This window comes from Sphingomonas sp. CFBP 13733 (assembly GCF_014841795.1).
GTDB lineage: Bacteria > Pseudomonadota > Alphaproteobacteria > Sphingomonadales > Sphingomonadaceae > Sphingomonas > Sphingomonas aerolata.
In genome coordinates, this window is the sequence record NZ_JACYUP010000003.1 from 348,948 (window position 1) to 369,222 (window position 20,275).

Consider the following 20,275-nt stretch of genomic DNA (forward strand, 5'->3'; position numbering starts at 1 on the left):
GCGGAATTATTCCAGATCGCCCTCGTCGATGACGATGAGCGATGCGGACGGCTTCTTCATCGCGGCTTCGGCGCAGACGTCGACGATCTCGTCGCTGAAGCGCTCGAACAGCTCGAGCGCGTCGTCCTCGGGCTCGTCGCCGCTGAGCTCCTTCAGCACGGCATATTTCACCGCGAAATCACGGTCGTCGCCGTCGATCTCGGCGGTGAACTCGACCTGCCGCTCGCGGTCATTGTCGGTAAGGCTGTTCTGGTCGATTACGAGGCTGCTGGCCATGTCTTGAACTCCCGGGGTTACGCGATCGTCCCTGCCCTCGCCCCTCGTGCAGGGCAAGCCGGTAAAACGCGTTTTGCGCTTCGCCGATACAGGGTTGGTCAGGCAGCGATAACCCGTGAGCCCGGCCTTCGATCCGGGAAAGGTCCACGCCGCGGTGTTTCCCCACGCCCAGCGATCAGGCGCCCCATTCGGGCCCGTCCTCGTCGCGGTAGAAGCCGTCGTCGCGGTCGGGTTCGGGCGGGGGTGGCGCGGGGCCAGGATCCGCGATCGGCGGCGGCAGCAAAGGGTCACCCCCGCCGAAGCGGATGCGGATATACGCGCCCCCCTGATGCATCGCCTGGAACAGCGCGCTGGTCTCCTCGGCCTGCAGCCGCCGGCCGATCATCGGCGCGCGTTCGGCGCTGATATAGCCGAGCTGGATGTCGCGCTCGCTCCACACGCCGACCGCATTCGAATCATGCGGATTCTTCGGTTCGCGGCGCAACGTGACGCGGTCACCCGGCGCACAGAGCAGGATTTCCATCCGCCGGTTGCTCCGGGTCTTGTCCGCATTGGGGAAGTCGATGCCGACGATCGAGGTGGTGAATTCGTCCATCGCGCGACGATGCGCGCGCCGGCGCGGCCGATCAAGCAGTGCGAATGGGGGGGCGAATCGGGGCTTGCGAGAGGAGGAGGTGCCGATGGTGGGTCCGCCGGGGCTCGAACCCGGGACCTCTCGATTAAAAGTCGCTTGCTCTACCAACTGAGCTACGGACCCGTACATCGGCTGCGAGCCACTAGGGGCGCAGCCGCGGTCGGTCAACCTTGTGCGCGAGATGGCGGACGCTTTGCCCGGTCAGCGGGTCGCGCCAGCGCGGCGCGATGCGCGCGAGCGGTGCCAGCACGAAGCCGCGGGCCCGGTAGGCGGCGTGCGGCACGGTCAGCCCCGGCCCCCGCCAAACGCCCTCCGACCACAGGATGATGTCGAGATCGATCACCCGCGATCCCCAGCGGCGCCCGCGCCGCCGCCCGAACGCGGTCTCGATTCGCTTCAGCCGCGCGAGCAGCAGGGGCGGCGAGTCGTCCGTCTCGATCAGCGCGACCGCATTGGCATAGCGCCGGATCGACGGCCCGAGCGGTGCGCTCGCGATGATCGGCGACACGGCGACGACACCGCCGACCGCGGCCAGCGCGGCGCGAATCGTCGCGGCGGGCGCGCCGTGGATCCCGCGCCGATTCGAGCCGAGCGCGATCGCATAGGTTGTCCGCTCCATCCGACCCGCCTAACGCACCGCGATGAACTTCGCACCCTCCCCGCTGCCCGAAACCGAGCCGCCGCACGACTGTCCCAATTGCCCGCGCCTCGTCGCCTTCCGCAACGAGCTGCGCGCCGAATTCCCGACCTGGTGGAACGCGCCCGTCCCCGCCTTCGGCGATCCCGACGCATGGCTCGGCATCATCGGCCTCGCCCCCGGCAAGCACGGCGCCAACCGCACCGGCCGCCCGTTCACCGGCGATTTCGCGGGGCAGCTGCTCTACGATACGCTTGGCAAATTCGGGCTGGCAGACGGCGTCTTCGCTGCGAAACCCGATGACGGGCTGAAGCTGAACGGCGCGATCATCATCAACGCGGTCAAGTGCCTGCCGCCGCAGAACAAGCCGACCCCGGAGGAAATCCGCACCTGCCGGCCGTTCGTCGAATCGCAGCTCGCCGAACTGCCCAAGGCACGGATCTTCATCGCACTCGGCCAGATCGCGCACCAGACCAGCGTCAAGCTGCTCGGCGGACGCCTGCCCAAGGCGAAGTTCGGCCATCTCGCCGAGCATGTCATGCCCGACGGCCGCATCCTGATCGATAGCTATCACTGCTCGCGCTACAACCAGAATACCCGCGTCCTGACCCCCGAGATGTTCGAGGCGGTCTTCGCGCGGGCGCTGGAATTGCGGCGCAGCATCGCAGCAGCATAAGCTGCGTCAGACGTCCGCGACGAGCCGCCCGTAGAGATCGGGGCGGCGGTCGCGGAAGAAGCCGAAGGCGGCGCGGTGGCGCTTGACGATGTCGAGGTCGATCGTTGCGGTGATCACGCCCTCGTCGTCACGGCCGAGTTCGGCGAGGATATCGCCGCGCTCGTCGGCGATGAAGCTGGTGCCGTAGAAGGTCTGGCCATGCTCGACACCGACGCGGTTGGCGGCGACGATCGGGACGACGTTGCTGACCGCATGCCCGACCATCGCACGCCGCCACAGCCGCGCGGTGTCGAGACTGGTGTCGTGCGGCTCGCTGCCGATCGCGGTCGGGTAGAACAGGACTTCGGCGCCCATCAGCATCATCGCGCGCGCGGTCTCGGGATACCATTGGTCCCAGCAGACGCCGACGCCGAGCGTCGAGCGGCCCTGCGCTGCAGTGTGCGGCCAGACCTTGAAGCCGGTATTGCCGGGGCGGAAATAGAATTTTTCCTCATAGCCCGGGCCGTCGGGGATGTGGCTCTTGCGATAGACGCCCTGCACCTCGCCGTCGGGGCCGATCATCGCGAGGCTGTTATAGTGATGCGGGCCATCGGCCTCGAAGAAGCTGGTCGGGATCGTGACCTTGAGCGCCTCGGCGAGCGCCTGCATCGCGAGCACCGCCTTGTGCTCGCCGACGGGGGCGGCGTTGGCGAACAGGCCCTCGTCCTCGACGCGGCAGAAATATTCGCCCTCGAACAATTCGGGCGGCAGGATCACCTGCGCGCCGCGCGCCGCAGCTTCGCGGACAAGGCGCGAGACATTGGCGATGTTCTTGTCGATATCGGCAGTGAAACCGAGCTGGAGCGCGGCGACGGTGATCTCGGTCATGCGAATTCCTATAGCGTCACGCCGAAGCGCGCCGCGATTGCGACGACCGCGAGATAGAGAAGGATCGTCAGGACGCAACCGGCAGCGAGCGAAAGCCAGAAGCCGACGCCGTGCCGCAACAGCGCCGGGATCAGCAGGAACATCGGCAGCGACGGCAGCACGTACCAGAAGGTCGCCTCGGCATGCGCGGCCAGCCGGACACGGTCGCCGGTGTCGTGCCACAGCCAGATCATGCCGAGCACCGACAGCAGCGGCAGCGACGCGACCAGCGCCCCTGCCGCCGGACTCCGCCGGGCAACCAGCGCGATCAGCGCGACGATGATCCCGGACAGGACCGCGCGGACCGCGAAGGCGAGCATCAGCCGGGGATTTGCTGGCTGATGCAGTGGAAGCTGCCGCCGCCGGTCAGGATATGGTCCGCACGCTGCCCGACGACCTGACGATCGGGGAAGATCGCCTGGATCGCCGCGACCGCGGCGTCGTCATTCTCCGCACCGTAGAGCGGCACGACGACGGCGGCATTGCCGATGTAGAAGTTCATGTAGCTGGCCGGCACGATCTCCTCGTCGCGCAGCACGCGGCCGGGCGACGGGATGCCGACCACCGTCAGGCCGGCACGTTCCGCAGCGCGCTTCGCGAGTTGATAGACCTGCCAGTTGGGGTCGTTCTCGGCTGCCTCGGGGATCGCGACGCGGCCCTCGCCGACGAAGCGCGCGAGATTGTCGACATGGCCGTCGGTATGGTCGTTGACGAGCCCGTCGCCGAGCCACACGACCTGGCTGAAGCCGAGATCGGACTTCAGCCGCGCCTCGATCCCCGCCTTGTCGAGGTCGGGGTTGCGGTTGCGGTTGAGCAGGCACTGCTCGGTCGTGACGACCACGCCGGTGCCGTCGCCATCGACCGCGCCGCCTTCGAGCACCCAGTCGAACGCCGCGAGCGCCTTTCCGCGACTCTCGGCGAGACGGCGGCCGATCGTGTCGTCGCCGGGCAGGTCGTATTTGCCGCCCCAGCCGTTGAACACGAACTGGTGCGCGGTGCCGTCGCCGACGATGATCGGCGCGGTGTCGCGCAGCCAGATGTCGCCGAACGGCTCGACCACGACCTCGGCGAACGGCGCGAGCCGGCGCGCGGTCCGCGCCGAGCCCTCGTCCGCAGCAACCAGGATCACCGTCTCGCCGCGGCCGTCGGCATGGACTGCGGACGCAAAGGCGACGACCTCGTCACGCGCGGGTTCGAGATCGTCGAGCCACAGATCGGCATGGCTCGGAAAGCCGATCCACACGGCCTTGTGATGCGCCCATTCGGCGGGCGGGGGGAGTGTCGTCACTTACTTGGCTCCTGCGCGATCTTTGTCGCGGATGTTGCGGAATTCGGCGGTCTTGTACCAGTTGGGCCACAGCGCGGTGTCGTCGGCGAGCTTGCGGCCGAGCCCGTAATAGATCGTCAGATCCTCGACCGCACCCGACCAGTCCCATTTAGCGTCATATTCATCCGCGGGCTTGTGATAGCGGTTCGCGACATAGTCCTCGCGCGCGGCATGACCCGCCGCGGTGCCACCGACGACGAGGTCCTCGCCGCTGCCGCCGTCGAGCATCGGCACGCCGAGCTTGGCGAAGCTGAAATGGTCCGAGCGGTAATAGCCGCCGCGTTCGGGGTTGGCCTCGACGCCGATCACGCGGCCCTGCGCGGCGACGAACGGCTTGACCAGATCCTCGATCTCCGACTTGCCCGCGCCCGTCAGCACGAAGTCCTTCACGCGGCCGTCGACGTTCAGCACGTCCATGTTCACGCCGCCGACCGTCCGCGCGAGCGGATAGATGGGATGTTCGGCATAATAGCGCGAGCCGAGCAGCCCCGATTCCTCCGCGGTCACCGCGAGGAACGCGATCGAGCGCTTCGCCGGGCCGGCCTTCACATGCGCCTGTGCGAGCGCGATCAGCCCCGCGGTGCCCGTCGCATTGTCCGCCGCACCGTTGCAGATGTCGTCGCCACCCACCGCATCGCAGCGGCCGAGATGATCCCAATGCCCCGAATACAGCACGTAATCGTCCGGTGCGGTCGTCCCCGGCAGCACGCCGATGACGTTCTTCGACGCCTGGCGCCGGATCGTGTTGGCAAAACCCGTCGACAGCTTGAGGCCGAGCGGTACCGCCTTGAAGCCCTTGACTTTGGCCGCCGCGGCGAGCGCCGCATAGTCCTTGCCCGCACTCGCAAAGACGCGTTCGGCGGCGGGCTTCTGCATCCAGCCGATCACCTGCGACTGGTCGAGATGATCGCCCTTCTCGTCGAGTTCGAGCTGCGGCCCGGTCCAGGACGACTGCACCACCGCCCAGGGATAGGCCGCGGGTTCGGTGTCATGGACGATGATTGCCGCCGCCGCGCCGTGCTTCGCCGCATTCTCGAACTTGTACGGCCAGCGGCCATACCAGGTCATCGCGCGGCCCTCGAACGGCCCTTCGCGGCCCATCGTCTGCCAGTCGGCGTCGTTGATGAGGATGACGACGGTCTTCCCCTTCACGTCGACGCCCGCATAATCGTCCCAGCCCTTTTCGGGCGCGGTGATCCCGTAGCCGACGAACACGACGTCGCTGTTCGTCACGGTCGCGGTCGGCGCGACGCGGTAGGTGCCCGCGACCATGTCGGTACGATAGGCGAGGCTGACGGGGGCGGTGCCACCGGTGAAGACGAACGGCCGGACGTCCTTGGCGGTGATCTCGACCATCGGCACGTCCTGCGTCCAGCTGCCCTTGTTGCCGGGTTTCAGCCCCGCGGCCTTCATCTGCGCGACGAGATAGGCGACGGTCTTCGCTTCGCCCGGCGTGGTCGGCGCGCGGCCTTCATAGGCGTCCGATGACAGCGTCTGGGTGACGGTCTTGAGCGTCTCGACCGAGATCGCGGGCGCGGTCTGCGCCGAGGCGGCGGTGCCGAGAAGGAGCAAGGGCAGAAGGGCAGCGCGCATAGGGATCTCCCGAGTAAGTGCCGCGCGTTCTGGCAGCGTGCCCCCCGCCGCGCAAGGCATGCGCCACCCCCGCGGTGGTCGCCTCGGTCCCCGCCCCCGGTCTGGTGCAAATTGGACGAAAGTGCGCGTTTGTCATCGCGCGCGGCGTTGCTAGGTTACGTAGCGGGGCTTGGTTCGGGGGATAAGAATGCGGTTGCGATCGATGATGCGCGTGCGCGCGGGCATGGCGCTGTGCGTGGGGATTTCAACGACGGCGGGCGCCGCGGACCCGGCCGGGCCGATGGCGGCGGCGTTCGGCGCGCGCGAGGCGGTCCAGCAGATGAGCCTGTCGCCCGACGGGACGCATGTCGCGATGATCGTACCCGTTCGCGGGCACGGTGCCGCGCTGCGGATCGCGAACATGACCACGGGCGAGGTGGCACAGCCGATCCTGTCCGCGGCGGGGGATCCCGAAACGCTGACCTCCTGTCGATGGTCCACCGACATCCGCGTGATCTGCCAGATCCGGACCGCGTCGAAGAGCAGTTTCGGGCTGATCGGCTTCAGCCGGACGGTCGCGATCAATCGCGACGGCAGCGCGATGAAGATGCTCAGCGCCCGCACCAACGACCGTTCGCTCGGCATGATGCAGGACGGCGGCAGCGTGATCGACTGGACCGCCGACGGCGTCGCCGGCGCTGTGCTGATGACGCGCAGCTTCGTGCCCGAGATGACGACCGGGATGCAGACCGCGAGCAGCGGCGAGGGCCTGGGCGTCGAACGGATCGACAGCGTCACGCTCGCACGGCGGACGATCGAGGCGCCGCGCGGGACGGCGGACGAGTATATCAGCGACGGTCGCGGCATGGTGCGGATCATGGGGCTGCGCAGCCGAAGCAACTCCGGCTACGAAACCGGGCGGACCGACTATCTGTACCGGAAGCCCGGCGATCGCGCCTGGCTGCCGCTGAGCCGGCTGGAGGGCGATCAGAACGGTACCGGGTTCAATCCCTATGCCGTCGATCCGGCGCTGAACATCGCCTATGGCTTTGACGACAAGGATGGCCGCCAGGCGCTGTTCAAGGTCGCGCTGGACGGCACGCTCAAGCGCGAGCTCGTGCTGGCCCACCCCGATGTCGATGTCGACGGCCTGATCCGCATCGGCCGGCAAAGCCGCGTGGTCGGTGCCACCTATGCGACCGATCGGCGCGAGGTGGCGTTCTTCGATCCTGCACTGCGCGCGCTGGCGGCGTCGCTCAACGCGGCGCTGCCGGGGAAGCCGATCGTGACGTTCATCGATGCCAGTGCGGATGAGAACACGCTGCTGCTGTTCGCGGGAAGCGACGTCGATCCCGGCCGCTATTACCTGCTCGACCGCAAGACCCGGAAAATGGGCGAGGTGATGCCGGCACGCGCACAGCTCGCCGGCATCCCGCTCGGCAGCGTCAAGCCGATCAGCTTTCGCGCGGCCGACGGGACAATGATCCCGGGCTATCTGACGCTGCCCGCCGGCAGCAGCGGCAAGGGGTTGCCCGCGATCGTGATGCCGCATGGCGGGCCGGGTGCGCGCGACGAATGGGGGTTCGACTGGCTCCCGCAATTCTTCGCCGCGCGCGGCTTTGCCGTGCTTCAGCCCAATTTCCGCGGCTCGACCGGCTATGGCTCGGCCTGGTTCCAGAAAAACGGCTTCCAGTCGTGGCGCACCGCGATCGGCGATGTCGACGATGCCGGCCGCTGGCTGGTCGCCCAGGGAATTGCCGCGCCCGCCACGCTGGCGATCGTCGGCTGGTCCTATGGCGGCTATGCCGCGCTCCAATCGGCGGTCACCGAACCCGGGCTGTTCAAGGCAATCGTCGCGGTCGCGCCGGTGACCGATCTCGATGCATTTCGCGAGGAAGCGCGCGGGTTTACCAGTTATACGGTGGTCGACGCCTTTATCGGTCGCGGTCCGCACGTTCAGGCGGGATCGCCCGCGCGCCATGCCGACCGGATCACCGCGCCCGTCCTGTTGTTCCACGGCGACCGCGACCGCAATGTCGGCATCGACGAATCGCGGCTGATGGCATCGAGGCTGAAGGGGGCGGGCGGCAAGGTCGAGCTCGTCGAATTCCCCGGCCTCGATCACCAGCTGGACGACGATGGTGCGCGTACCCTGATGCTTGCCAAGGCGGATGCATTTCTCCGCAACGCGATGGGGATGTAGCGCAACGAAAAAGGGCGGCCCCGGAGGACCGCCCTTTTCCTTTTTCGAACCGCGCCGTGGCGGGGCCACGTCGTCGGACGTCGCCTGCGCGACGCCGGCCGGTCTCGCGTTGCTAGACTTAGCGCGAATAGAACTCGACGACGAGGTTCGGTTCCATCTTCACCGGATAGGGCACTTCGTCGAGCGTGGGCACGCGCGTGAAGGTGACCTTGGCGGCGCCGTCGGTGGCGACATAGTCGGGGATCTCGCGCTCGGCGAGGGTCTGTGCTTCCATCACCAGCGCCATCTCCTGCGCCTTGGTGCCCAGCGTGATCTCGTCACCGACGAAGCAGCGACGCGATGCGACGTTGCACTTCACGCCGTTGACGCGGATGTGGCCGTGCGAAACGATCTGGCGGGCCGCGAAGATCGTCGGCGCGAACTTGGCGCGGTAGACGATCATGTCGAGACGCTGCTCGAGCAGGCCGATCAGGTTCTGGCTGGTATCGCCCTTCATGCGCGCGGCTTCGAAATAGCAGGCGCGGAACTGCTTCTCGGTCACGTCGCCATAATAGCCCTTGAGCTTCTGCTTGGCGCGCAGCTGGATACCGAAGTCGCTGACCTTGCCCTTGCGGCGCTGGCCGTGCTGGCCGGGGCCGTATTCACGCTTGTTGACCGGCGACTTGGGGCGACCCCAGATGTTCTCGCCCATACGGCGATCGAGTTTGTACTTTGCGCTTTGACGCTTCGACATGATAAAACCTTTGCAAATGCAAACAACGTTGGTCCCGGTATCGCTCTGCTGGTCGTCATAGGACCCAAGGGTCCGGACAAGGCAGGGCCACCGCTTCACCGGGGTGCAGGGCCATTGCGAAGGCGGGCGCCTAGACGCCGCGCCTGCCAGAGTCAAGCTGGACAGCGTGCGGGCCGCTCGGCAAGAGGCGGCATGACCATCCTATCCGGCCCCGACTGTACCACCATGACCGAGGTCCGCGCGGGCGTCGACGCGCTCGACCGCGAGCTCGTCGCGCTGCTGGCCAGACGCTTTGCCTATATGGACGCCGCCGCGCGCATCAAGCCCGAGCGGGGGCATGTGCGCGACGAGGCGCGCAAGACTCAGGTGATCGAGAATGCGCGGGCGGAGGCCGCGCGGCTGGGGCTGCCCGACGCGGCGATCGCGGATCTGTGGGAGGGGCTGGTCGAGGCGTCAATCGCGTATGAGCTGGCGGCGTTCGACCGGCGCTAGAAGAACAGGCCTGCCTTTAACCAAGTCCGTCATTCCCGCGGAGGCGGGAACCCATAGTGGCAAAGTTTGGCCCCTTGAGCGCCAGCGTTCGCCGGTATGGATCCCCGCCTTCGCGGGGATGACGGAATTCGGGTAGGCGCGCCCGCTCCCCTCACCCCCGCGGCTTCTTCCCCGCCAGCGACGAGAGCACGCCGCGCATCGTGCGGATCTCCTGGCTCGACCAGCCGGGCTTGGTCAGCAGCGTGCGCAGCGTGCGGCGCGTCGTCTGGATCTTGTCGGGCGGATAGAAGAAGCCCGCGCCCATCAGCATCGTGTCGAGCTGGCCGATCATCCCGTCGAGCTCTTCCTGCGGTGCGGGCGGCATGATCGGGTTGATCGAGGGCTGGCTGAGCTCGCGCTCCGCGGTCAGCCCCTTGGACCATTCATAGGCGACCAGGATCACCGCCTGGGCAAGGTTGAGCGACCCGAATTCGGGGTTGATCGGCACGGTGATGATCGTCCGCGCGACCGCGACGTCGTCGGTTTCTAGCCCTGAGCGCTCGGGTCCGAACAGGATGGCGGAGCGGCCGGGGGCGGCGTGGATCTCGGTCGCGGCCTGTTCGGGGGTCATAACGGGCTTGGTGACGCCGCGCTTGCGGACCGTTGTCGCGAAGACCTGTGCGCAGTCCGCGGTGGCGGCGGCGACGCTGTCATAGACCTTGGCGTTTTGCAGGACGATGTCGGCGCCGCTGGCGGCGGGGCCGGCCGACGGGTTGGGCCAGCCGTCGCGCGGGGAGACGAGGCGCATCTCGACGAGCCCGAAGTTCAGCATCGCGCGCGCGGCCTTGCCGATGTTTTCGCCGAGTTGGGGGCGGACTAGGATTATGACGGGGGGTGGGGTTGCGTCCGCCAAGGTGCTTCGACTTCGCTCAGCACCAACGGGGGGAGGAAGTGTTTCATCAACAGTGACTGGTGGTGAGGCGTCCCCCCCCCCATCCGTTCGCCCTGAGCGCAGTCGAAGGGCACGCTCCCTCGGCGGGATCGCCGCATCGTGCAGATCCGCCCAGTCGCCCCGCGAGAGCGCCTCTTTCTTGCGCCGCGACCAGCCCTTGACCTGGAACTCGGCCGCGAGGGCCTCCTGTCGGGACGGGAAATCCTGGCTCCACATCAGCTCGACCGGGCGGCGCGTCTGTGTGTAGCCGGCCACCTCGCCGAGGTTGTGCTGGCCGATCCGGCGTTCGAGATCGTCCGTATGTCCGGTGTAATAACTGTCGTCGGCGCAGCGCACCATATAGGCCCAGAATGTCATGGCCGGGGCTTACGCGGTGGCGTGGTGGTCAAACAAGTCCTTCGACTTCGCTCAGGACGAACGGAGTGGGGGTGGCGCGCGTCGCCACGAGCGCGCAGGCTCTCGGGACCGGGTGGCCCGCAGGACCTCGCCCCCTTCCGTTCGCCCTGAGCGAAGTCGAAGGGCCGCTCGCCAGGGACCCGACCGACGCCCGGATCACTCCGCCCGCCCGACCTCCTCGACACTCCCGGCAAACGCCTCGAAGTCCTTCGCCTCGCTGAAGTCGCGGTACACGCTAGCGAACCGGATATACGCGACCGAATCGAGCCCCTTGAGCCCGTCCATCACCATCTCGCCAATCCGCTTCGATGTGACGTCGTTCTCGCCGAGCGTCTCGAGCCGCCGCTGGATGCCGCTCACGAGCTTGTCGATCCGCCCCGGCTCGATCGCGCGTTTGCGTGTGGCGATCGAGAGCGAGCGGAGCAGCTTCTCGCGGTCGAACGGCTCCCTGCGGCCCTCGCTTTTCAGGACGAACAGTTCGCGCAGCTGGATGCGCTCGAACGTCGTGAAACGCGCGGCGCAGCCTTCGCACTGGCGCCGGCGCCGGATCGCCGCCCCGTCTTCGGTGGGGCGGCTGTCCTTGACCTGGCTGTCTTCATGTCCGCAAAAGGGGCAGCGCATTCAGACCTTCTTCTTGCCCTTGTAATAGGCATAGCCCGCGCCTGCGAGCGCGCCGAAGATCGGGCCGATCACCGGCACCGGGATCGCGACGACCGCGCCGAGCGCGCTCCACTTGGCCATGCTCTTGCCGAGGCCGGGGGTCGCCTTGATGTCGTTCTGGATGTCATCGATCTTCGACATGCTCGTTATCCTTGATAGATGGGGAAGCGCGCGCACAGCGTGCGAACACGTGCCCGAACGTCCGCCTCGACCTGCGGGTCCCCATGCTCGCCCTTTTTCGCGAGCCCGTCCAGCACGTCGGCGACCATGTTGCCGATCTCGCGGAATTCGGCCGGACCGAAGCCGCGCGTGGTGCCGGCAGGGGTGCCGACGCGGATGCCGCTGGTCTTCATCGGCGGCAACGGGTCGTTGGGGATGCCGTTCTTGTTGCAGGTGATGCCTGCACGCTCGAGCGCCTCGTCCGCGTCGCGCCCGGTGATGCCGAGCGGGGTCAGGTCGATCAGCGCGAGATGCGTGTCGGTGCCGCCCGAGACGACATCCGAGCCGCGCTCCTTGAGCGTCGCCGCCAGCACCTTCGCATTCTCGACGACGGCGGCGATATAGCTCTTGAAGTCGGGCTGGAGCGCCTCGCCGAACGCGACCGCCTTGGCTGCGATCACGTGCATCAGCGGCCCGCCCTGGAGCCCCGGGAACACCGCCGAGTTGATCTTCTTCGCGATGGCCTCGTCGTTGGTCATGATCATGCCGCCGCGCGGACCGCGCAGCGTCTTGTGCGTGGTGGTGGTCACGACATGCGCGTGACCGAATGGCGTCGGGTGAAGCCCCGCCGCGACGATCCCGGCGAAATGCGCCATGTCGACCATGAAATACGCGCCGACCTTGTCCGCGATGGCGCGGAAACGGGCGAAATCGATGACGCGCGGATAGGCCGAGCCGCCCGCGATGATCAGCTTCGGCTGATGCTCGACCGCCAGCGCCTCGACCTGGTCATAGTCGATCAGGTGCGTGGTGGCGTCGACGCCGTACTGGATCGCGTTGAACCACTTGCCCGACTGGGCGGGCTTGGCGCCGTGAGTCAGATGGCCGCCGGCATCGAGGCTCATGCCGAGGATCGTGTCGCCGGGCTTGACCAAAGCGAGCATCACCGCGCCGTTCGCCTGCGCGCCCGAATGCGGTTGGACGTTGACGAATCCGCAGCCGAAGATCTGCTTGGCGCGCTCGATCGCGAGCGTCTCGACCGTGTCCGACGGCGCGCAGCCCTGGTAATAGCGCTTGCCCGGATAGCCCTCGGCGTACTTGTTGGTGAAGACCGAGCCCTGCGCCTCGAGCACCGCCTTCGAGACGATGTTCTCGCTCGCGATCAGCTCGATCTGGGTCTGCTCGCGCTCGAGCTCCGCCTCGACGCCTGCGAAGACGGCGGCATCGGCATCGGCGAGGCCGCGGGTGAAGAAGCCGTCCGGCTGGACGTCATGGAGCGTGTTGGGCTGGGTGCTCATGCGGGGACCTTTGCGGAAGTCCGGTCGACGGCGGAGAGCTTGTCGACACGGTGTTGATGACGGCCGCCGGCGAAGTCGGCGGACAGGAAGGCGTCTACGCACGCTTTTGCCATTTCCTCGCCGATCAGGCGGGCGCCCATCGCGATGGCATTGGCGTCGTTGTGGATCCGCGCGAGGCTCGCCGACAGCGGCTCGGACACGAGCGCGCAGCGGCAGGCGGGATTGCGATTGGCGGCGATCGAGATGCCGATGCCCGAGCCGCACAGCGCGATGCCGCGCTCGGCGCGACCGTCCTCGATCGCGGCGGCCAGCGCATAGCCGTAATCGGGATAATCGACGCTCGCGGTGCCCTCGGGCCCGAGATCGAGCACGTCATGCCCCGCCTCGCGCAGCCACGCGGTCAGCACCGCTTTCAACGAAACGGCGGCGTGGTCGGACGCGATGGCGATGCGCACCTGGCGTATTCCTGTGATCGGGATCGGGTGCCCAGCCCTTTACCGAGCCGAGCCGGGATTTGCCACACCTGTTCGCGAAGGCGGCGCATAGAGCGTGACGATCCTCCGCCGCCAGGGGGAGGATTGCAATGACCGCCCTGCCGCCTGCAAAGAGATCCCCATGAAAGCTCTCGCCCTAACTGCCGCCCTCGTCCTCGCCGCCTGTTCCGGCCCGGCACCCGAGACGCGCGGCGATGCGAGCATGACGTCGGCGGGCGCAACCGAGACAACGCGGCCGGAAAAAGTGGTGGCAGAGCCAACGCGCGACCTGTCCGGGCGGTGGATCGGCGTCGAGGGCATGGTCCTCGACGTGACGCCGGCGGGCGAACCGGGGCAGTTCCGGCTCGCGATGCAGTGGGACCTCGACCACAAGGCGGTGTTCGACGCGCGCGCGGTGGGCGACACGATCGTCTTCACGCGCGACGGCGTGCGCGAGATCCTGCGGCCGACGAACGGCGACGCGACGGGTCTGAAATATCTGGCCGGCAAGACCGATTGCCTGACGGTCAAGACGGGCGAAGGCTATTGTCGCCGCGGATCAACGCGCTAGTGTCGGTCGCGTGACCCTGTCCAAGCCCCAGGCGGATGCCGCCCGCGCCCATCTCTCGAGCGTCCTGATCCGGACCGGCGAGGAAGACCGTGACGCTTTTCGCGAGCTTTATGCGCTGACCCAGGCGAAGCTTTTCGGGATCACCCTGCGTATCTGTGGCAACGCTCAAGCCGCGGAGGATGTGCTGCACGACGTCTATCTCACGATCTGGAAGCGCGCCGGTGGCTGGGAACCCGGTCGTGCGAGCCCGATCACCTGGCTGGCGACGATCGCACGCAACCGCGCGATCGACTGGCAGCGCGCACAGGGCGTGCGCCGCGCCTCGCCGATCGACGATGCGCCGGACATTGCCGACCCGCAGCCGAGCGCCGAGGCCTTGCTGCTCGACGACGAGGCGACGCGGCGGTTGCACGCCTGTCTCGAGGGTCTGGAGCAGCAGCAGCGCGACGTGATCCGGACCGCGTTCTTCGATGGCGTGACCTATGCCGAGCTCGCGCTGCGTCGCGCGGTGCCGCTCGGGACGATGAAGAGCTGGGTGCGGCGCGGGCTGGCCCGATTGAAGGATTGCCTCGGTGGCTGATCGTGATCCGCTTGCGGGCGAATTCGCCCTGGGCCTGCTCGAAGGCGACGAGCGGGCGGCGGCGGTGCGCCGCCTGCTCGCCGAGCCCGGTTTCGCCGCCGATGTCGAATGGTGGCGCACGCAGTTCGCAGCGCTGTTCGACCTGTGGCCCGAGCATGACGCGCCACCGCAGCTCGCGGCGCGGGTCGAGACGAGCCTCGACGCCCTCACCCGCCAATCGGGTCATGCCACCGACGGCGTGACCACGCTCCGCAGCGGGGCGCGGTCGCCCTGGCCCTGGCTGGCGGCGGCGAGCAGCGCGGTCGCCGCCTGCCTGCTGCTGTTCATCGCGGTCGAGCCGCGGTCGGCGCCACCGGTGTCGCAGCCGATTCCGGCGGCGCGGCCGAGCAGCGTGCTCGTCGCGATGCTGGGCGATGCCAAGTCGCCCGTCGCCGCGGTGTACGACCCCGCGACCGGGGCGCTGCGCGTGGCCGCCGGGCCGGGCGTGCCCGATGCGCGTGTCGCGCAGCTCTGGGTGATCGGCGGCGACGGCGTGCCGCATTCGCTCGGGCTGCTTGCCGCGCGGCCGACGGTGCTGGCGCCGCGGGGCGCGGATCGCGGCCGGATCGCGCCGGGCGCGACGCTGGCGATCTCGATCGAACCGTTGGGCGGCTCGCCGACCGGGCTGCCGACCGGTCCGGTCGTCGCGACCGGCGTGGTCGCGCGGGTCTGATGGCGCCCGCGCCCGCGCCCTCCGGTGGCATTCCGCCGATCGCGCGGCTGCTCGGGCTGTCGGGGCTGTTGCCGCAGATCGGCGCGGTCGCGCTGCTGCTCGGCAACGACCCTGCGAGCCGCTTTTCCGCGCTGGCGGTCGCCTATGCCTATGCCGCGCTGATCCTCAGCTTTCTCGGCGGGCTGTGGTGGGGACTTGCCGCACGCACCGAAGTGGCGCCGCGCTGGCTGTGGTTCGCGAGCGTCGCGCCGTCGCTGATCGCGCTGGTGACCGCCTGGCCGTGGATGGTCGGGCTGCGCTGGCCGGGGCCGTCGCTGGTGGTGCTCGGGATCAGCCTGATCGGCGCGCTGCTCGTCGACCGGGCGCTGGTCCGCGCCGGCATCGCGCCACCGGGGTGGATGGCGCTGCGCGTGCCGCTGTCGCTGGGGCTCGGTGTCCTGACCCTCGCGGCGGCGGCACTATAGGCCGGTCCGGCTCAGGCCGCCTTGCGCAGGTCCAGACGGCTCCAGATCTCGACCAGCGCGTCGGTCAGTTCGCGCATCATCGCCTCGGTATGCGCCGGGCCTGGCGTGAAGCGCAGCCGCTCGGTACCGCGCGGCACGGTCGGATAGTTGATCGGCTGGACGTACACGCCGTATTCGGCGAGCAGCACGTCGCTGATCTTCTTCGCCTTGACCGGATCGCCGACCATCAGCGGCACGATATGCGTGTCGCCGATCATCACCGGCAGCCCGGCATCCTTCAGCATCACCTTCAGCATCGCGGCCGACGCCTGCTGCCCGTCGCGCTCGACGCTCGACGCCTTGAGGTGCCGCACGCTGGCGAGCACGCCCGCGACGAGCACGGGTGACAGCGAGGTCGTGAAGATGAACCCCGGCGCATAGCTGCGAATCACGTCGACGATCGTGCGATCAGCGGCGATATAGCCCCCCATCACGCCGAACGCCTTGCCGAGCGTGCCCTCGAGGATCGTGATCCGGTGCGCGACCTGATCGCGTTCGGAAATACCGCCGCCGCGCGCGCCGTACATGCCGACCGCATGAACTTCGTCGCAATAGGTCAGCGCGTTGTAGCGATCGGCGAGATCGCAGATCGCCGAGATCGGCGCGATATCGCCTTCCATCGAATAGACGCTCTCGAACGCGATCAGCTTCGGCGCGGCGGGATCTTCCGCCGCGAGCAGCTCCTCGAGATGCGCGAGGTCGTTGTGCCGGAACACGCGCTTCTCGCAGCCCGAATTGCGGATGCCCGCGATCATCGACGCGTGATTCAGCTCGTCCGAAAAGATGATGCAGCCCGGCAGGACCTTGGCGAGCGTCGCCAGCGTCGCCTCGTTCGAGACATAGCCGCTGGTGAACAGCAACGCCGCTTCCTTGCCGTGCAGGTCGGCGAGTTCGCCTTCCAGGTCGACATGGTAATGCGTGTTGCCGCCGATGTTGCGTGTGCCGCCGGAGCCGGCACCGACATCGTGCAGCGCCTCTTCCATCGCCGCGATCACCTTGGGATGCTGGCCCATGGCGAGATAATCGTTCGAGCACCAGACGGTGATCGGCTTGGGGCCGTTATGCCCGGCAAAGCAGCGTGCGTTCGGAAACGCGCCCTTGTTGCGCAGGATATCGATGAAGACGCGGTAGCGGCCCTCGGCATGGAGGCGGTCGATCGCCTGCGTGAAGACGCGCGAATAATCGACTCGTGGGCCCGCAATGCCGTCGGCCGTCGTGGAGACATCCGTAATCATGACCTGGGGCACTACGCCTCGCTTTCCGTCTAATCCAGCGCAATACCGTTGTTACGGTGATCGCTTTCCTCGTCCTTGTAGAACATTGCCATGCTGCGCGCATGACGCAAGCGGGCATATTGTCCCAAGCCTTGCGTCAGAGCTGCTCCATCCGGGTGAACCCGTGCCGGGCGAGCGCGGGGGCGAGCGCCTGTTCGTCGGGGCCGAGTCGCGTGAAGACCGCGACCCCTTCGCCGGCGCCGGCCCAGGACTGACCCTGCATCAGGTGGACGATCCGGCGGGCGATGCCGGGGCCGCCATCGACGAAGCGGATGTCCCGCGCCCCGGCGGCGGCGGCCAGCTCGGGAGCGACCAGCGGAAAATGCGTGCAGGCGTTGACGATCACGTCGATCGCCTCGCCGCCCGCTTGCGCGAACAGGCCGTCGAGGACGGCGGCATAGCGGTCGGGCGCGACCGCGCGGCCGTGGAGCTTGGCCTCCGCCATCTCGACCAGCGCCGCCGAGCCGTGGCGCAGGACGGTGCAGTCGGCCGCGAACCGCGCCGCGAGATCGTCGACATAGACCTGGCGCACCGTCGCCTCGGTGCCGAGCACGCCGATCGTCCGCGTCACCGACAGCGCGGCGGCGGGCTTGATCGCGGGGACCGTGCCGACCACCGGCAGATCGAGCGCGGCGCGCACCACCGGCAGCGCGATCGTCGACGCGGTGTTGCACGCGATCACGATCAGCCGCGGCCGATGCCGCTCCGCCAGCCGCCCGAGCAGCACCGGCACGCGCGCGGCGATCTCCGCCTCGCTCTTGGTGCCATAGGGAAAGCCGGCCGAGTCGGCGGCATAGACGAACGGCGCGTCCGGCAGGGCGGCGCGCGCGGGGCCGACGATCGACAAGCCGCCGACGCCGGAATCGAAGAACAGGATGGGGCGAACGTCCATCACCGCGCCTTAGGCGGTATCGGTGGCGGGTGACAGCCTGGGGGCGGCAGAAGGGGCCGCTCTTCTTCCGTCATCCTGACGAAAGTCAGGATGACGGGGTGGGGATGTCGCGGGGGCCATAGCCTCACGTGCCCTCACCCTCCCACGCTTCGCGCGGGCCCCTCCCTCTCCCCGAGGGGAGAGGGGTTGGGGTTCACTCGCTTACGTCCCTACTGCCGTCATCCTGACGAAAGTCAGGACCCAGAGCCAAGCAGGACGGTGCCCGCGACCCTGGGTCCTGACTTTCGTCAGGATGACGGGGTGGGGATGTCGCAGCATTTGCCGTCCGCCGCGGGTCGTTTATAGCGGGGCGGAACGGGGGAGCTTTCTTGCAGACGGACATATTCTGGGTCGTGCCGACGCTGTCGCTGGCGCTCGGCTACCTGCTGGGGTCGATCCCGTTCGGCGTCATCCTCACGCGGCTGGGCGGCGCGGGCGATCTGCGGACGATCGGATCGGGCAATATCGGCGCGACCAACGTGCTGCGGACCGGGCGCAAGGGCCTTGCCGCGGCGACGCTGCTGCTCGACATGGCCAAGGGTCTGGTTGCGGTGCTGCTGGTCGCGCATCTGTTTCCCGGCAACGCGCTGCTCGCGGCGGCCGGCGCCTTTATCGGCCATTGCTACCCGGTCTGGCTGCGGTTCCGCGGCGGCAAGGGCGTCGCGACGCTGATGGGAATCGTCGTCGCGCTCCACTGGCCGCTCGGGCTGGTCTATGCGGTGGTGTGGCTCGGCCTGCTCGGCACGCTGCGGATCTCGTCGGTCGCGGGCATCGCCGCGGCGTTCAGCGCACCGCTCGCCGCCGCGCTGTTCGGGCGCACGGATCTGGTCCTGCTGCTCCTCGCGCTCGCGCTGATCGTCGGGTGGAAACACCGCGAGAACGTCCAGCGGCTGCTCGCCGGGACCGAGCCGCGGATCGGTGGCACCAGCCGGCCGCGCGGTGGCTGACACCGCGGTCGCCAGACTTCGGCTCATCCGTACGACCGGGATCGGACCGGTCACCTATCGCCAGCTGATCGCGCGTTTCGGCAACGCGCAGGCCGCGATCGACGCACTGCCGACGCTGGCCGCACGCGGCGGCGGGCGCGTCCCGCGGGTCGCGGACCGGACGCTGGTCGACCGCGAGATGGCGGCGACGGCGCGGCTCGGCGCCCGCTACCTCTTTGTCGACGACCCCGATTACCCCCGCCTGCTGGCTGAGACCGAAACTGCGCCGCCGGTGCTGATCCTGCGCGGCGACATCGCGCATGCGACACGGCCGTGCATCGCGATGGTCGGCGCGCGCAACGCCTCTGCCGCCGCGTGCCGTTTCGCTCGCGAACTCGCGCATGCGCTCGCCGAGGCGGACACGACGGTGGTGTCGGGCGTCGCGCGCGGGATCGACACCGCCGCGCATGTCGGCGCGCTCGGGAAAAACGGCACCGGGACCGGATCCGGCGGCACGATCGGCGTGATCGCGAGCGGTATCGACATCGCCTATCCGCCCGACAATGCCGCGCTGCAGGACGCGATCGCCACGCACGGGCTGTTGCTCGCCGAACAGCCGCCCGGCACCGAACCCAAGGCACGCAACTTCCCGTCGCGAAACCGCATCATCGCAGGGCTCTCGATCGGGACGGTGGTGGTCGAGGCGGTGCCCAAATCGGGCTCGCTGATCACCGCGCGGCTCGCCGCCGAGCAGGGACGCGAGGTGATGGCGGTGCCCGGCAGCCCGCTCGATCCGCGCGCACAAGGGTGCAATCTGCTGATCCGCGAGGGGGCGACGCTGGTCCAGTCGGCCGCGGACATTCTCGAACAAATCCGCCCGTTCGACAGCCGCTCGGTCCGCTCCCCCGTCGACGCCTATACCGGGCAGGACACCGGCGGTGGGTATCCGGACGATGCGAGTGAGGCGGACCGGCGCGCGGTCACCGACCTGCTCGGCCCCGTCCCCGTCGGCATCGACGAACTCGTCCGCCAGTCGCACCGGGCGCCCGCGATCGTCCAGCTGATCCTGCTCGAACTCGAACTGGCCGGCCGGCTGGAACGGCATGCGGGCGGGCGCGTCAGCCTGATCTGGGCCGCATCCGCCGGTTAGGCGCGCCGCCGGTCGTCGCCAGCGCCAGCGCGATCGCCGCACGCTGTTTCCGGGCGAGCGCGTCCGCATCGTCGCAGGCCCGCTGGATCGTCGCGATCAATCCGTCGAGCTCGCGCTGGTCGTCCTCGATCAGCAGCGGGGTGGTCGTGCGCAGCGCGGCCCGGCGCAGCGTCGCGATCCGTCGCGCCAGCACCGCGCATTTGCGTTGCGCGAGGACGAGTGCCGCGGGGGTCATGCGTCGCCCGCCGGATCCAC

25 protein-coding genes and 1 tRNA gene are annotated in these 20,275 nt (G+C 68.5%); 9 read left to right on the plus strand and 17 right to left on the minus strand.

Annotated elements, in window-relative coordinates; genetic code table 11:
* Positions 1-6 precede the first annotated feature (6 nt).
* From IFT71_RS10150 to folK, 4 genes are all read right to left on the minus strand, one after another.
* A complete protein-coding gene (locus IFT71_RS10150) occupies positions 7-276 on the minus strand; it encodes a DUF1488 family protein (RefSeq protein ID WP_031395725.1) in 270 nt (89 codons plus the stop codon).
* A 175-nt stretch (positions 277-451) separates the two neighbouring features.
* Positions 452-871, minus strand: coding sequence for an HIRAN domain-containing protein (locus IFT71_RS10155; RefSeq protein WP_192140652.1), 420 nt, complete (start codon positions 869-871; stop codon positions 452-454).
* 86 nt (positions 872-957) lie between these two features.
* A tRNA-Lys gene (locus IFT71_RS10160) sits at positions 958-1,033 on the minus strand.
* A 19-nt stretch (positions 1,034-1,052) separates the two neighbouring features.
* Complete coding sequence (gene folK, locus IFT71_RS10165; protein ID WP_192140653.1) at positions 1,053-1,529, minus strand: 2-amino-4-hydroxy-6-hydroxymethyldihydropteridine diphosphokinase; 477 nt, start codon at positions 1,527-1,529, stop codon at positions 1,053-1,055.
* Positions 1,530-1,551: 22 nt separating this feature from the next.
* Here folK and IFT71_RS10170 point away from each other — a divergent pair, with 22 nt between their 5' ends.
* On the plus strand, positions 1,552-2,223 hold the full coding sequence (locus IFT71_RS10170) for a uracil-DNA glycosylase (RefSeq protein WP_031441050.1): 672 nt from the start codon (positions 1,552-1,554) through the stop codon (positions 2,221-2,223).
* Between the two features lie 6 nt (positions 2,224-2,229).
* Here the strand turns inward: IFT71_RS10170 and aguB are convergent, their stop codons facing one another.
* Genes aguB through IFT71_RS10190 form a run of 4 tightly spaced genes read right to left on the minus strand, consistent with a single transcriptional unit; the run spans position 2,230 to position 6,049 of the window.
* Positions 2,230-3,090 carry an N-carbamoylputrescine amidase gene (aguB, locus tag IFT71_RS10175; protein ID WP_037529912.1) on the minus strand — a complete coding sequence of 287 codons (861 nt, stop codon included), beginning with the start codon at positions 3,088-3,090 and terminating at the stop codon, positions 2,230-2,232.
* An 8-nt stretch (positions 3,091-3,098) separates the two neighbouring features.
* Positions 3,099-3,449, minus strand: coding sequence for a DUF3147 family protein (locus IFT71_RS10180; protein ID WP_159511899.1), 351 nt, complete (start codon positions 3,447-3,449; stop codon positions 3,099-3,101).
* Positions 3,449-4,417: an agmatine deiminase family protein gene (locus IFT71_RS10185; protein ID WP_192140654.1), complete on the minus strand. Its 969-nt coding sequence runs from the start codon at positions 4,415-4,417 to the stop codon at positions 3,449-3,451. Before IFT71_RS10185 ends, IFT71_RS10180 begins: the two co-directional genes overlap by 1 nt.
* On the minus strand, positions 4,418-6,049 hold the full coding sequence (locus IFT71_RS10190; protein WP_192140655.1) for a M28 family peptidase: 1,632 nt from the start codon (positions 6,047-6,049) through the stop codon (positions 4,418-4,420).
* A gap of 187 nt (positions 6,050-6,236) precedes the next feature.
* On the opposite strand from IFT71_RS10190, the gene IFT71_RS10195 reads away from it, so the two are divergent.
* Positions 6,237-8,231, plus strand: coding sequence for an alpha/beta hydrolase family protein (locus IFT71_RS10195; RefSeq protein WP_244654860.1), 1,995 nt, complete (start codon positions 6,237-6,239; stop codon positions 8,229-8,231).
* A 118-nt stretch (positions 8,232-8,349) separates the two neighbouring features.
* Here the strand turns inward: IFT71_RS10195 and rpsD are convergent, their stop codons facing one another.
* On the minus strand, positions 8,350-8,964 hold the full coding sequence (gene rpsD / locus IFT71_RS10200; protein WP_031394942.1) for a 30S ribosomal protein S4: 615 nt from the start codon (positions 8,962-8,964) through the stop codon (positions 8,350-8,352).
* Between the two features lie 192 nt (positions 8,965-9,156).
* Here rpsD and IFT71_RS10205 point away from each other — a divergent pair, with 192 nt between their 5' ends.
* Entirely contained in the window at positions 9,157-9,456 is a 300-nt protein-coding gene (locus IFT71_RS10205) for a chorismate mutase (protein ID WP_031394943.1), read from the plus strand.
* A gap of 151 nt (positions 9,457-9,607) precedes the next feature.
* On the opposite strand, the gene IFT71_RS10210 is transcribed toward IFT71_RS10205, so the two are convergent.
* From IFT71_RS10210 to rpiB, 5 genes are all read right to left on the minus strand, one after another.
* A complete protein-coding gene (locus IFT71_RS10210; RefSeq protein ID WP_192140656.1) occupies positions 9,608-10,744 on the minus strand; it encodes a TrmH family RNA methyltransferase in 1,137 nt (378 codons plus the stop codon).
* A gap of 195 nt (positions 10,745-10,939) precedes the next feature.
* Entirely contained in the window at positions 10,940-11,404 is a 465-nt protein-coding gene (nrdR, locus tag IFT71_RS10215) for a transcriptional regulator NrdR (RefSeq protein WP_031394945.1), read from the minus strand.
* Positions 11,405-11,584 (minus strand): hypothetical protein, encoded by a 180-nt coding sequence (locus IFT71_RS10220; RefSeq protein WP_031394946.1) that lies wholly within the window; start codon positions 11,582-11,584, stop codon positions 11,405-11,407.
* A gap of 5 nt (positions 11,585-11,589) precedes the next feature.
* Positions 11,590-12,900: a serine hydroxymethyltransferase gene (locus IFT71_RS10225; protein ID WP_031441042.1), complete on the minus strand. Its 1,311-nt coding sequence runs from the start codon at positions 12,898-12,900 to the stop codon at positions 11,590-11,592.
* Complete coding sequence (rpiB, locus tag IFT71_RS10230; RefSeq protein WP_192140657.1) at positions 12,897-13,355, minus strand: ribose 5-phosphate isomerase B; 459 nt, start codon at positions 13,353-13,355, stop codon at positions 12,897-12,899. The genes IFT71_RS10225 and rpiB overlap by 4 nt, the downstream gene beginning before the upstream one ends.
* Before the next feature lie 160 nt (positions 13,356-13,515).
* On the opposite strand from rpiB, the gene IFT71_RS10235 reads away from it, so the two are divergent.
* Genes IFT71_RS10235 through IFT71_RS10250 form a run of 4 tightly spaced genes read left to right on the plus strand, consistent with a single transcriptional unit; the run spans position 13,516 to position 15,700 of the window.
* On the plus strand, positions 13,516-13,944 hold the full coding sequence (locus IFT71_RS10235; RefSeq protein WP_159511904.1) for a hypothetical protein: 429 nt from the start codon (positions 13,516-13,518) through the stop codon (positions 13,942-13,944).
* Between the two features lie 10 nt (positions 13,945-13,954).
* Entirely contained in the window at positions 13,955-14,524 is a 570-nt protein-coding gene (locus IFT71_RS10240; protein WP_031441039.1) for a sigma-70 family RNA polymerase sigma factor, read from the plus strand.
* Positions 14,517-15,236: an anti-sigma factor gene (locus IFT71_RS10245; protein WP_342212634.1), complete on the plus strand. Its 720-nt coding sequence runs from the start codon at positions 14,517-14,519 to the stop codon at positions 15,234-15,236. The genes IFT71_RS10240 and IFT71_RS10245 overlap by 8 nt, the downstream gene beginning before the upstream one ends.
* Complete coding sequence (locus tag IFT71_RS10250; RefSeq protein ID WP_192140659.1) at positions 15,236-15,700, plus strand: DUF3429 domain-containing protein; 465 nt, start codon at positions 15,236-15,238, stop codon at positions 15,698-15,700. Before IFT71_RS10245 ends, IFT71_RS10250 begins: the two co-directional genes overlap by 1 nt.
* Before the next feature lie 11 nt (positions 15,701-15,711).
* Here IFT71_RS10250 and hemA read toward each other — a convergent pair whose 3' ends face one another.
* Positions 15,712-16,974 (minus strand): 5-aminolevulinate synthase, encoded by a 1,263-nt coding sequence (gene hemA / locus IFT71_RS10255; RefSeq protein WP_192141240.1) that lies wholly within the window; start codon positions 16,972-16,974, stop codon positions 15,712-15,714.
* Positions 16,975-17,110: 136 nt separating this feature from the next.
* Positions 17,111-17,905 (minus strand): glutamate racemase, encoded by a 795-nt coding sequence (gene murI, locus IFT71_RS10260; protein WP_192140661.1) that lies wholly within the window; start codon positions 17,903-17,905, stop codon positions 17,111-17,113.
* A gap of 368 nt (positions 17,906-18,273) precedes the next feature.
* Between murI and plsY the strand changes: the two genes are divergently transcribed.
* Entirely contained in the window at positions 18,274-18,891 is a 618-nt protein-coding gene (plsY, locus tag IFT71_RS10265) for a glycerol-3-phosphate 1-O-acyltransferase PlsY (protein WP_192140663.1), read from the plus strand.
* Positions 18,884-20,020: a DNA-processing protein DprA gene (gene dprA, locus IFT71_RS10270; protein WP_192140669.1), complete on the plus strand. Its 1,137-nt coding sequence runs from the start codon at positions 18,884-18,886 to the stop codon at positions 20,018-20,020. Before plsY ends, dprA begins: the two co-directional genes overlap by 8 nt.
* On the opposite strand, the gene IFT71_RS10275 is transcribed toward dprA, so the two are convergent.
* Positions 19,989-20,255, minus strand: a complete 267-nt coding sequence (locus IFT71_RS10275; protein ID WP_192140671.1) for a hypothetical protein — start codon at positions 20,253-20,255, stop codon at positions 19,989-19,991. The genes dprA and IFT71_RS10275 overlap by 32 nt on opposite strands.
* Positions 20,256-20,275 lie beyond the last annotated feature (20 nt).